Source organism: Vibrio sp. 10N (genome assembly GCF_036245475.1).
Lineage (GTDB): Bacteria > Pseudomonadota > Gammaproteobacteria > Enterobacterales > Vibrionaceae > Vibrio.
The window spans coordinates 839,108-851,716 of sequence record NZ_BTPM01000002.1; the positions used below are offsets into that span (position 1 = coordinate 839,108).

The 12,609-nt window shown below is 46.0% G+C and carries 10 protein-coding genes and 2 pseudogenes; 5 read left to right on the plus strand and 7 right to left on the minus strand.

Annotation, left to right across the window (positions count from 1 at the left end):
- Nucleotides 1-262: 262 nt before the first annotated feature.
- The 3 genes from AAA946_RS19940 to AAA946_RS19950 all read left to right on the plus strand — a co-directional run bounded on the left by AAA946_RS19940 (nucleotide 263) and on the right by AAA946_RS19950 (nucleotide 2,742).
- Nucleotides 263-655 carry a glycine zipper family protein gene (locus AAA946_RS19940; RefSeq protein ID WP_338166506.1) on the plus strand — a complete coding sequence of 131 codons (393 nt, stop codon included), beginning with the start codon at nucleotides 263-265 and terminating at the stop codon, nucleotides 653-655.
- Between the two features lie 96 nt (nucleotides 656-751).
- Nucleotides 752-1,582, plus strand: coding sequence for a LysR family transcriptional regulator (locus tag AAA946_RS19945; protein WP_338166507.1), 831 nt, complete (start codon nucleotides 752-754; stop codon nucleotides 1,580-1,582).
- A gap of 140 nt (nucleotides 1,583-1,722) precedes the next feature.
- On the plus strand, nucleotides 1,723-2,742 hold the full coding sequence (locus AAA946_RS19950) for an OmpA family protein (protein ID WP_338166508.1): 1,020 nt from the start codon (nucleotides 1,723-1,725) through the stop codon (nucleotides 2,740-2,742).
- Between the two features lie 62 nt (nucleotides 2,743-2,804).
- On the opposite strand, the gene AAA946_RS19955 is transcribed toward AAA946_RS19950, so the two are convergent.
- On the minus strand, nucleotides 2,805-4,073 hold the full coding sequence (locus AAA946_RS19955; protein WP_338166509.1) for an O-acetylhomoserine aminocarboxypropyltransferase/cysteine synthase family protein: 1,269 nt from the start codon (nucleotides 4,071-4,073) through the stop codon (nucleotides 2,805-2,807).
- Between the two features lie 168 nt (nucleotides 4,074-4,241).
- Here AAA946_RS19955 and AAA946_RS19960 point away from each other — a divergent pair, with 168 nt between their 5' ends.
- Nucleotides 4,242-5,192 carry an ADP-ribosylglycohydrolase family protein gene (locus AAA946_RS19960; protein WP_338166510.1) on the plus strand — a complete coding sequence of 317 codons (951 nt, stop codon included), beginning with the start codon at nucleotides 4,242-4,244 and terminating at the stop codon, nucleotides 5,190-5,192.
- Here AAA946_RS19960 and AAA946_RS19965 read toward each other — a convergent pair.
- Nucleotides 5,152-5,598 (minus strand): GNAT family N-acetyltransferase, encoded by a 447-nt coding sequence (locus AAA946_RS19965; RefSeq protein WP_338166511.1) that lies wholly within the window; start codon nucleotides 5,596-5,598, stop codon nucleotides 5,152-5,154. The two genes, AAA946_RS19960 and AAA946_RS19965, sit on opposite strands and share 41 nt — an antisense overlap.
- A 462-nt stretch (nucleotides 5,599-6,060) precedes the next feature.
- Here AAA946_RS19965 and AAA946_RS19970 point away from each other — a divergent pair, with 462 nt between their 5' ends.
- Nucleotides 6,061-6,345: a hypothetical protein gene (locus AAA946_RS19970; RefSeq protein ID WP_338166512.1), complete on the plus strand. Its 285-nt coding sequence runs from the start codon at nucleotides 6,061-6,063 to the stop codon at nucleotides 6,343-6,345.
- A 308-nt stretch (nucleotides 6,346-6,653) separates the two neighbouring features.
- Here the strand turns inward: AAA946_RS19970 and yqfB are convergent, their stop codons facing one another.
- The 5 genes and pseudogenes from yqfB to AAA946_RS19990 form a co-directional block, all read right to left on the minus strand.
- Complete coding sequence (yqfB, locus tag AAA946_RS19975; RefSeq protein WP_112462586.1) at nucleotides 6,654-6,962, minus strand: N(4)-acetylcytidine aminohydrolase; 309 nt, start codon at nucleotides 6,960-6,962, stop codon at nucleotides 6,654-6,656.
- 13 nt (nucleotides 6,963-6,975) lie between these two features.
- Nucleotides 6,976-7,521, minus strand: a pseudogene (locus tag AAA946_RS24170) (SbcC/MukB-like Walker B domain-containing protein); the annotation flags it as partial.
- A 914-nt stretch (nucleotides 7,522-8,435) separates the two neighbouring features.
- Nucleotides 8,436-10,023 (minus strand): annotated as a pseudogene (locus AAA946_RS24175) (AAA family ATPase); the annotation flags it as partial.
- Between the two features lie 4 nt (nucleotides 10,024-10,027).
- Nucleotides 10,028-11,176 (minus strand): exonuclease SbcCD subunit D, encoded by a 1,149-nt coding sequence (locus tag AAA946_RS19985; protein WP_338166514.1) that lies wholly within the window; start codon nucleotides 11,174-11,176, stop codon nucleotides 10,028-10,030.
- Nucleotides 11,177-11,306: 130 nt separating this feature from the next.
- Nucleotides 11,307-12,599 (minus strand): ATP-binding protein, encoded by a 1,293-nt coding sequence (locus AAA946_RS19990; RefSeq protein ID WP_338166515.1) that lies wholly within the window; start codon nucleotides 12,597-12,599, stop codon nucleotides 11,307-11,309.
- Nucleotides 12,600-12,609 lie beyond the last annotated feature (10 nt).

A 12,609-nucleotide genomic window follows, 5' to 3' on the forward strand; every position in this document is an offset into this window, starting at 1 on the left:
AGACACTTGATTAGAATCAATTTCTTACAACGCCGAACCCCAAACGGTATACATCAGCTGTTACAATATCGCATCATTAGTTCAACCGACAAAAGCTCAAGATGATCTTCCTAATTCACACTGTAAATGACCACCATTGCTACCCCTTCAGCGCAATTACAAACCAGAACGATCCTTCATTATTCCAGAGGTAATACTGGATATTCCAACCACGAGACTTCAATGGTTTACCATGACCTCTTCACCAACTGGAGTCACGATTATGAAAAAAACAATCTATACCTTAGCGCTCACTTTGTTCGTATCATCACCAAGCTTCGCGAACATTATTGTTGACATGGAAGGTGTGGATGAAAAGGACTACGTCTACGACCTGCATAAATGTGAAGAAATGGCCGGCCAGGTTCAAAAACAACAAGCATCTGGTGGCGCAATAAGCGGTGCGGCCAAAGGAGCAGCACTTGGATCTGCTGGAGTAGCAATTGCAGGTGGCTCCGGAACGGAAGGCGCTAAGAAAGGCGCGGCAGTGGGTCTTGCAGCTGGCGTACTAGGTCGCGGAAGAGCAAATCGAGAGAATGCTGAACAGTATCAACAAGACCAACAAGCTGTGATCAAAAACTGTATGACACACCGTGGCTACGTGGTTCTCAATTAATTACATAACTACTCTCAAGTAGACACAAGGCATTGAGAAAAAGGACTATTTCGTTTAGGTTTTAATTATGTCCAAATTTCATCGGTATAAGCTGATATGAATGACCTCAATGCCCTACGTGTCTTCCTTGCCATCATGGAAACCGGCTCTACCTCCAAAGCAGGCTTGACACTTGGCCGCTCCCAGTCGTATGTATCGAAAATATTGGCTCAGCTTCGCGATGAACTTGATGACCCTCTTTTCATACGCAATGCTCAAGGCCTTACGCCGACCAGTTACGCCAACGCTATCGAGCCAAAAATCAAACACGCCCTCAATCAAATCAATGAAGCACTGACCCCAGATCAGTTTTCACCAGCCGCAATGGACAAAATCACTCTGCACCTCATTGAGCCTTACCTCATATCATGTGGCAAAGAAATCATTCAGACCATTCGACAGCACACCAATGCACCGATAGAAATCAGACAATGGACAAAGCTTTCTGAGTCTTTGCTACTGACTGAAGAAGTTGACCTTGCAGTGCACGCTTTAACAGACAAGCCTCAATCTATTTATCAAAAATACATTCATACAGGCACAGGTGTGCTGTTTGGAAATAAAAATGGCGAGTATGTTAAGTATCTCGTCGCAGATTTGAACGAGCACATTAATCTGTATAAATTGCTAAAAAGTGATGCTGAGGCGACCATTTTCGTCGACAACCACGCATTGATGACTCAATTGCTCGATGAGTGCTATACCATCCGCTATCAAACGACGGACGTACCAGAAAAAGCCCCAGTACAACTCGACTTAGCGCTCCTTGCTAAAACCTCTCGAAAAAATGAACAGAAGATACAATGGCTGATATCAATCATTGAACCGATCTTACGTCGATATAAACCGCTATCTTACGAGCAACCTTCGGCCGTTCCTGCCAAATAACGACTAGACGCAGGCAATAAACACGAAACGGCCTGCAACAATATGAAACTTATTTGTTATTTTTGAAAATCCCCACAAGCTAACCTATTTTTACAGGTGATGTATCTAATCGCATCGTTAACGATTAAAAGGACGTCATTATGAGAAAAACAGTGGTAGCAGCATCAATAATAGGCGCTATAACGGCAGCAGCGCCCGTCTTCGCCGACGAAGGCACATATATAGGGGGTCGTTTAGGGGGTTCACAACTCTCCGACGCCTGTAACATCTCCGGAGCACCTTGTACAGATAGTGGTTTTAGTGCAGGTTTCTTTGGCGGATACGATTGGAACGACTATATCGCACTTGAGTTCGCTTATGACTGGCTAGGTAGCTACGAAACTTCGTTCATCGAAGGTTCTACGGGTTATCGCCAAGATGCCAACATGAGTGCATTCACTTTAGCACCCAAGTTCTCTTATCCATTTACTGATGACTGGGCAGTATTTGGTAAAATTGGTGGCGCATACACCGTTTATGGCGATCGCAAAAAAACTGCACTCATGGGTGGTGTCGGTGTTGAGTATGATTTCGCCACTGCATGGTCTGGCCGTTTAGAATATCAACGTATCAATGGTGTTAAAGATGGTTGGTTTGACACAGATGTTGATACCTTCTGGCTAGGCATTTCCTACTCATTTGGTAACGCGGCAGCGGCGGCAGCAGCGACGGCAGCAGCGGCAACACAAGCCCCTGTGGAAGAACAGCCACCTGTTGTAGAAGCGGTTATCCTGACTAAAACCTTTGAACAAGTTCAAGGTCAAGAAACGTTCGCCTTCAATAGCTCAGAGCTCGAAGAGAGTAAGAAGTCTGACTTTGATCCTCTTATCGCGTTGATGAATGAGCACCCAGAGGCGACCGTCACTATCGTTGGTTACACCGATTCCTCAGGCCCAGAAGAAGTCAACCAACGCATTTCTGAAGAACGTGCAGAGTCTATTGCGGCTTACCTAGAATCTCAAGGTATCGACCGTTCGAGAATGTCTGTAAGTGGTATGGGTGAAGCAAACCCAGTTGCTGATAACTCGACTAAAGAAGGCCGTGCACAAAACCGCCGCGTTGAAATCACGGTTCCAGAGTTTGAGTACACTGTTGAAGAAATGGTAGAAACGACACAATAAGTATCAGTAATACATAACGAAAATCGGGCCAAACTAAAGGCCCGATTTTTTATTTCTCAAGTTTACGCTTTCAAAGCTTGTTCAAGATCGGCCAGAATATCATCAATGTGTTCAATGCCTACCGACAAACGAATCATTTCAGGTCTTACACCAGCTTCGCGTTGCTCACTCTCGCTCATCTGACGATGGGTCGTTGACGCTGGGTGACAAGCAAGGGATTTAGCATCGCCAATATTCACTAATCGCTTAAAGATTGCGAGCGCGTCATAGAAACGAACGCCCGCTTCGTAGCCTTCTTTCAATCCAAATGACAAAATAGCAGACGGCTTACCCTTCATGTATTTCGCGGCTAATTCAAAATGCGGCGAGCTTTCCAAACCTGCATAAGATACCCAACTCACCTTTTCATGGTTTTGCAAAAACTCCGCAACCTTAATGGCGTTTTCGGTATGCCGTTCCATTCTCAGCGATAAGGTCTCTAGACCCTGAAGCAGCATAAACGCGTTCATAGGTGACAATGCCGACCCGGTATTACGAAGCGGTACTGTACGTGCGCGACCTATGAATGCCGCTGGACCAAACGCCTCCGTATAGACAACCCCGTGATACGAAGGCTCAGGCTGATTAAACACTGGGAAACGATCTTTATGCTTATCCCAAGGGAATTTACCAGAATCAATGATGATGCCTCCCAAGGAGGTTCCATGGCCGCCAACATACTTAGTTAACGAATGGACAACGATATCTGCACCAAACTCAATCGGTTTACACAGTACCGGCGTCGCAACCGTATTATCAACAATAACAGGCACACCCGCCTGATGTGCGAGTGTCGAAATCCCCTCAATATCCACGATATTACCCGCCGGATTGCCAATCGATTCACAATAGACGGCTTTGGTATTTTCATCGATAAGCTCTGCTAGCGACTCTGGGCTATCGTCTTTGGCAAATTTCACCTGAATCCCCTGCTTTGGCAACATGTGCGCGAACAGAGTGTAGGTTCCACCATAGAGCTGAGGCGTCGATACAATATTGTCTCCCGCCTCTGCCAGCGTCAAAATGGCGTAGTTGATGGCCGCACTACCTGCACTCACCACAAGACCGGCAATACCGCCTTCCAACGCAGCCATTCGCTGCTCAAGCACATCATTGGTTGGGTTCATGATGCGGGTATAAATATTTCCCGGAACTTCAAGGTTGAAGAGGTCGGCACCATGCTGCGCACTGTCAAACTCATACGCCACAGTCTGGTAGATGGGAGTTGCTACCGACTTGGTGGTTGGATCCGTTTCGTAGCCGTGATGTATTGATAAAGTCTCGTCTTTCATCGCTCTTCCTTTCACAAAGTTCCGTACAGAAATTATCTCATGAGGCCAGTAGCCTTATTCGAACACTAAGGAGATCACGCAAAAATTTGCGTTAGCCCCAAAAAAGTCTACCCCAAAGCGCCTACAATAACAGACTCAAGGATTACTTCTGTGATGTATGGACACGTGATGAATAGTGAAAATAATCGAGCATTAAATTCCGTGATTGGCGCACTGGTCGCCGATGCTGCGTCAATGGGCTTTCATTGGTTATATGACCAAGTCGCCATCAAAACCCTCTCGAATGGCACGCCAGAGTTCCACGCACCCAATGCCAAAGACTATATAGATAAAGGCTATTACGCCCACGAAGGCAAAAAGCCCGGTGACTATTCCCAATATGGAGTCCAAATGATCGCGATGCTAGATGCTATTGCGAAGCATGGACAATACGACGAAGCGAAATACATTCAAGCCTTTCGAGAATGGTTTGATATGGGAGGCAAGTGGCGTGGTTACATAGATAAGCCGACCAAACTCACTCTGCTTACCGCTCATGCGCTTGAAGCTGAAGATAAGCCATTGTCGAATCTGGGAGCAGACGACACACAAAACCCCGCGGTTTCTAAACTGCCTCCACTGTTAGCCGTTCATCATAATGATAAAAACCTCAACCAACTTGTTGAGTCAGCGGTGCGCGTCACCAACAACAATGATACAGCAGTCGCTTATGCCCTCGCCTCTGCGGCCATTTTGAAAGCCGCATTATCAGGTAAAACGCCATTAGAAAGCGTACATAGTGCTAAAGGCCTGTCAGATCTAACCGACGAAGCTATTAAGCTCGCCGAAGAGCGGGTTTTAAAGCCCTCTAACGAGGTCGCCACAGAACTCGGTATGCACTGCGGTTTGGAAGCCTCCTTCCCTGTGACCGTTCACCTGCTACTGAATGCCACTAGCTACGAAGCCGCCATTCGTGAAAACATACTGTGTGCTGGAGACAACTGCGGCCGCGCGATACTGCTCGGTGCGACACTAGCAGCGTGTTATCAAGGAACTGAACAAGACATCCCAAGAACATGGGAACTGAAAGTACCACTGCCTAAGTCGCTATTAGCCTGTCAGAGGTTGTTGTTTGGGTAAGGTGATTCACTCTGTCAGTTAGGCCGAGTTTAGACAACAAGCTCTCTAATTCGGCCTCTAGCGTTAGTATCCCATCTTTACGCTGTATTTGCTTAAAACCCGCAGCAAAGTATTGCTTTTGAGCTGGATTATTTTCAAACACACAACAACGTATGCTCACTATATCTTGCTTTGCGCTTAGGTAACCAAGCATCGTCTTGATAAGCCTATAGCCCAACAACCGATGCTGTAACGTTTTAACGACCTGTAACGAGTCTATATACAGTACATTTTCAGAAATATGAAAGGCGATAAATCCAACCACTTGTTGTCCCAGCTCGGCGACCAACACCGACTTTGACTGATAGTGTCGAACGATAGAGTCGGGCTTCCAATCGAGGTTCAACTCTAGCTGCATCTGCAACATATTATCTTCAATAAGTTGATATATATTTGTCCAGTCTCCGTCTGAAGCGACTCTTATCTTTAAGGAACTGCCAGCCTTCATATTACTTCTATTCCATTAGTTATTTAGCTACATCGACATATGCTCAACCAGAATCTGCCGTCTCGTACTTCGCTTCGACTCATGTTAGGTCCATAAGATTACAACTGGCATTGAAAATTACACATTATGTCGAAGCGAGTTACCGCCCAACTATATAAACGTGAAAAAAGTTTGAAAGTCTTTGACCAATCACACATAAGCACTTTGCTTAAACACTGAGTTTCAACGGTATTTGTTACGCTGATCTATTCAAAGAAAGAAATCTGAGCGATACCTTGTCTATTGCTTATCATATGCACAAAATCTTATATCTTTGGATGCCAATGATGCAAAGTGATGATACTGTATCGCCACCTCAGCAGGCAGCAAAGAATAGAAGCCATGCAAACCATTCGCTCAGTTGAAAACAGAGCTCTCATGGGCTCTATCATCACTAAGGCACTGGACACTACTTTTGTTAACCCACAATGGGGAATATGGTCCCTTTCAACGGAAGAACTGCTAGAGGACATCAAATTTCACGCTTCTATTGATTCTGTCGTTGGATATATTGGTGTTGGCGCTTCTGTGTTGGGAGGCAAAGATCTCATCAAAAATATCTGGTCTCAGAAAAGAATGGAAGACAGCACTGGATCATGTTGGTTATTTGGGGCTGCATCTACATGAACAAACAAGAGCTCATAAAAGCCCAACAAGAACAGCGTCATCGAACCACCACCAAAAGCTCGAGGTTCTACTTATGATAATAAACGTACTCATGAAGGTGATATTCTACTCAGTATTACTGGGCTTTGTGGTTTGGTACTGGGGAGAAGCGAATGAAACGATCAAAACTGGCCTTTTCTTTTTTGTTTTTCTAATCGCTTTTTCTCAAAATGTTTATTACTCACACAAGCTGTCGAAGCTGGAAGAACATGATCAAGATGCATAAGAGTGTGGTGTTCTGTCTATCTGAACACCACGACTAAATACCTCTATACCACCACAAACTCAATCACATACAACTCATCCTCACCAGGATAAATCTCACTAATTACCTCACGCAACTGCGGGATAGTCATGTTCTCCTGCTCAGCGTGTGTTGCGTTGATGTCATCGAATGAAATTGGTGTGATGGAGCGAATATTCAAGTTACCGAATACTCGTCCATCTTCGAATGTGGCGACTGGAATGGTACGGCCGAGTTCGAAATCAATCTCTGATTTATCGCGAATCGTGATGGTCTTTTTACCGGCCATGATATCGGCTTCGAAGCGTTCAAAAAAAGTGATTTGGTCGCGCATTATGTTGTTTCTCCTAATTGACCAAACTAACCGTGCTACCGACGCGTGATGCATGTACATCCAGTCGGAGCGGCATTTGTTCTTTTAACTCAGACACGTGGGAAATGATTCCAATCGTACGGCCTGATTGTTGAAGCTCAACCAGCGTTTGTACCGCAAGGTCAAGAGATTCGGGATCGAGGCTACCAAAGCCTTCGTCAATAAACAGAGTATCAAGCCTTATTCCACCACTGTAAGACTGCACAACGTCAGACAGACCAAGCGCAAGTGACAATGCAGCCATGAATGACTCACCGCCTGAGAGCGTTGCTACGTCGCGCCATTTTCCGGTATAAGCATCTTCGACAATAAGATCAAGGCCAGAGCCCGCATTACCCTTAGAACGCGATTCTTTACGTTTCAAATCATAACGCCCTTTACTCATTAGTCTTAGTCGTTGCGACGCTTGGATCAGAACATCATCTAGCAAAACGCCAAGAACAAAACGGTGAAGACTGATTTTATTGCCGGTTCGTCCATTAGCAACGTCACTCAAGGTACCCACGACTTGATACTGTTTGTCCAGCTCTTCATTCTGTAAGCGAAGAGTTTCGATTCGTTTGCGGACTTGAAGCAAATTGTTTTGTTGCGATTGATGCGTTTGATGTTGCACAAGCACCGACTGATAAGCAGCATCTGCTTGCTGCTTATTCAGCATCAATTGCTCAATCGCTGGCATTGATTGCTCTTTAAGCTGAGCTGTCAGTAAATTGAGCTGCTCTTTAAGGCGAATGCCTTCATGTTGATAATGCTCAATTTGCTTCGCCTTTTGTTCGACACTTTCCGGGGGAAGCTTAGCGTTCAAAAACGTTTGCTCTGACTCAAATACACTGCTTTCTAGCGCTGCCTTCCATGCCGTCGACGCGTTTTCTCGGGAAAGCTCTAACTCTTCGAACTGTTTTTGCAACGTATCCAAATGAGATTCAAATTTCGCAAGCGTTTCACCCGCCTGTTTCAATGCTTGCATCGCCTTCTCTAGAGCCGCTGCCTTTTGAACAAGTTCAGTCTCAATAGCTTGCTGACGTCCCAGTACCGCTAGCGCTGTCGCATAACCCGTATTGTTGCTCGCCTCTAATGAGCTAACGACGCCACTAAGCTGCTGGACTTGGTTAGTGGCTTCATTCACTTGATTGGTCGTTTGTTCAAGCTGTTGAGACAATTCAACGCGTTTTGCGGTTGCTTGCTGATATTGCGTCTGCATTAACTCCATATTCAGCGCTTGTAATGCGGTAATACGCGTTGATAATTCAGCAATCCTCTGCTGGACACTTTGAGTGAGATGAGCAACGTCCTGCTGTTGATCAACACCCAAAGAATCCAACCACTCTTGCCTGCGCGTGACTTGAGTAGCTATTTGACTTTCAAGCTCAGCCATTAACTGTTGTTGGCGACTAAGTTCGTCTTTCGCTGCGGTTTCAACTTCTCTTAGTTCATTGACTTGATCAAGTGTCACCACTTCACCCGCGAAGGTGGCAATATTGGGATGCTCTAAGCTACCACATACCGGGCAAGGATTATCTTGCTCAAGAGAAGCGGCCAGCAAAGCCGCTTGTCCGCTGTGCCAAGCAATTTCCGCTTCGGTGCGCGTTTGACGTGTCTTGTTCACAACAGGTTCTTGCGAGGTTATTACACCAACCAACTCCGCTCGTTGTTTCTGCTGATCAAGTAGCTGAGCGTCGATGCTCGCGATAGATTGCAGAGCCTGCTGCTTCTTGTTCTCAATATCCAGAGAAAGGGTGAGTTCACTAAGCTGTGACTTTTGCTTCTCAGCATCGACAAACGCAGCACGCAACCCCTCTTCCTGTTGAGTCATTGCGTTGAGCTGTTCGGCAAGAGACGTTTGCGCAGCCGTAACATGCCCAAGCTGTTGATTCGCCTGCTGTAATGCCATTTTCTTGCTATCAAGTTCTTTTAGGCGCTCTGCTAAAGCACTCAGCTCAAACCGCTCTTGTTTTAATGACTCGGCATCATCATTGGCTTTTTTAGCATCATCAAACGCGGCCTGAGCCTTGGATTGATTTTGCTGCGCCTGAGCTATTTTACTGCGCCCAGTTTGCAGTCGCTCAGCTAAAGTGGCGGACTCTTTGGTTAAACGTAAATGATGGTCATAATCAGGCTGAATAGCTGCGGATGCCCTATGAGCATCGAGCTGAGACTTAGTCAATTCAATCGCGTCACTACCTTGCAGGTGCTTACGTTGTGCCTGTTCAAGTTCGGTTTTTAACGCGAATTTTTTCTCAAGCTCAAGCGCAGTATCAAGCTCTTGTTGCGCGTTCGCTCGCACGATCTCCGCTTGTTTAAGTTCCTTGCCTGCCTGCTCAAGCACTGGCGCTAGCTCAACTAACTTTTGCGAGAGCTGTGATTCCGACTCCATCGAGGCAACATCCAGTGCGCCTTTAATTTGATTGTCGAACTCTTCTTTAGCCTTGCGAATACCCGCAGCACGCTCAAACAACACACGTTCAATCGTGGTGTAAATTTGAGTTTGGAACAACTGGCCAAAAATCGCTTCACGCTCTTTAGAACTTGCCGTTAATAGTTCTCGAAATTTACCCTGTGGGATAACCATGACCTGACGGAATTGCTTTACGTCCAATCCAATCAACTCTTGGATAGCGGTAGCAACAGGTTTGGGCTTGTTGGCAATCAGCGCGTCTCTATCAAGATTAATAAGCTGGGCTGCATGAGACTTTTTCGTCATCCCCTCACCGCGCTGCTTAGGCACCTCTTGATCTGGGCTACGAGTAATTTGATAGCGAACCCCGGCCAGTTCAAACTCGAACGTAATTGTGGTTAAAAGCTTGACATCGGCATAGTCACAACGCATTTGATCGCCGGTACGTTCACTGCCTGTTGTTTCACCATACAATGCATAACAGATCGCGTCTAAGATCGAGCTTTTGCCTGAGCCAGTCGGCCCATTGATCAAAAATAGTGGTGAGTCACCTAAGGTGCGAAAGTCAATGTGCTCAACACCCGAGAAAGGGCCAAAAGCTTGCAGGGTCAGCGTTAATGGTTTCATACGGTTACTGCTCCTGTTTCGCTTGCTGAAGCGTGTTTAACACATCCGCGATCATCTCGGTTTGGCTATCGGTCATGTCATCGCCTTGCACTTCCAAGAAGAAGTCTTGGAACATGTCGAGCTCCGAACGCCCTAGCCTTGCCTGTCCCATTTCGGTTTCAACACCAATCAGCATACCTGGCTTCTCCAAGTGCAGGACATTTGGGTAGACCTCACGAAGCTTAGCCATTGGATCTAATATCGCATGTTTATCCGTCAGCCTGACTAACAAGTAATCATCGGCCTTAGGATCCGTTTTACCTTGCTCCAATAAGTCAGCCAAATCACCTTCAATAACTCGCATGTTATGTGGTGCAGTGAGCGGAACCGTTGTAATGCTTGGCTTATGCTCACCTGCGACGAACTCAACCAGCGTCATGCCCTTATTATGATGCTGCTCTGAGAACGAGTACTTCATAATGGAACCGGAGTAACGAATATGCTCAGCGCCCCGCTTTTGCGCCTGATGTAAGTGCCCAAGGGCAACATAGTCAAAGTGCTGAAAATGTTCGTAGCTAACACGGTCTGCACCGCCAATAGACAGGGTACGCTCAGACTCACAAGTCTGTGCACCATCGATAAAGCAATGACTGAGCAACACATTTCGTTTGGATGAGTCCAACACAGCATTCAACTGATCGGCAAGGTGCATATGGGCTTCATCATGGTTGGTGACGGACACTTTATAGTGGTGTCTTACTTGCTCTGGGTCAGCATAAGGTAAGCCATAAAACAGCACCGACTCGCCGTTTTTGTCTTTAATTTCAATCGGAGTGGTAATTTGCTCTAACGAACTGATGATGTGCAAACCTGCTTGACCAAACTGTCTTGAGCCGAAGCCCAAACGTTTAGCGCCATCATGGTTTCCTGAAATCATGATTACCGGAATACTCAGTTGGCCGATAACATGGTTAAGAAATTCATCGAGCACTTCAATTGCAGCGGTTGGTGGCACGGAGCGATCGTAAACATCACCTGCAATCAACAATGCATCAATGTCATTCTCAGTGAGATAGTGGGTGATTTGCTCAAGTACGTGCTGCTGGTCTTCAAGCAAAGACACGTTATGGAATTGCCGGCCGAGGTGCCAATCAGAAGTGTGGATAAATTTCATTCAGTTCAGTTTGTTATGTCCAATCCATAGCGCGAAGTATATCACCGGACGTAGACGCTCGTCTGCCTTCATGCAGACGAAGCGGCAACAAACTAATAGAGGAGAGCTAAAGCACCTTAAACAAGGTGCTTTATGCGTGTGAAGAGTGAGGCAACACCAAGGTAAAACATGCCCCGCCAAGTTCACTATGGCTAACTTCTACATTGCCACCGTGACGCAGCATAATGTGCTTAACAATGGCCAATCCCAAACCATAACCACCAGAGGCTCTGTCACGGGACTTATCAACACGATAGAAAGGATCAAACAAACGGTCCCAGTGCTCTGGGTCGACACCGATACCATCATCGTGCACTTCAATGGCAATATTATCGTCATCTTCCACCAGCTTGACGACAATACGTTGCTCAGTGTAACGCTTTGCGTTGCTTATTAAGTTAACCAGCGCGCGGCACAGCAGAAAACGGTCCATATTTACGTTTAAGCTTTCACTCATCACCTGTAAATCAAACGTATGACCAATATGGGTTTGCCATTTCACGTGATGCTCTTTTAGCCACGCTGCAATGTCAATTTGTTCAAGTTCAATGGCTGCATCAGGGCGCTCTACTCGTGCGTAGTAAAGCAACTCGTCCACAAGATGCTCCATCTCTTCGGTATCTTCAATAATACTGGCTAACTGCTGCTTCGCATCAGGATCGCTAAGCTGCTCCATCAGGACTTCACTTTGCCATTGAATACGGAAAATCGGCGTACGCAGCTCATGAGCAACGGCATTAGTCAGCGCTTTGTTGCTCACCATAAGATTGGCGATTTTCGTTGCCATGTGATTGAAAGATTTATTGAGCTTACCTAGTCGTACCCATTGCCCCTCAGAGGCTCTCGCTTCAAGGTTACCACTCGCGAACTCATTGGCGGTCTTTTCAAGGACACGCAAACGGCGGCTCAAGAACCAAATCAACAAAAAGCTAAAGGCCACAAAGCCTGCAAAAAAGAATAACCAAACGACTTGGTTAGCAAATTCTATCGCTTTAATCAGCTCAGAGTCGGGATCATCGGTGAGATGATAGTAATTGGAGTTGTTGTCGAATTTGAGCCACAAGTGATCATTTTCATCTAGCAGGAAATGTACGTCTGGCTGCTCTTCAAAATGAAAAGCCACCTCTTCAGGCAGCTCTGCGGGAGTATGAGCATCAAGTAAACGATGTGTTTTCGCTGCGAAAGACTCAAGCAAAGCAATCGCCTGCTCATCACTCTCATTGATCGCGACATGATTCATGATGTCGCGAAATGCTTCTACTCTTAAGTTGGCATCCACCAAGTCGGGATCGGTTTTGCCGTAGATTACATACTCATAGCCGTAAATACTTGCAGCAAATAGTAGTATTACGCCAATTAAGGATTCAAGAAATAATCGCCACAAACCAGTAAGC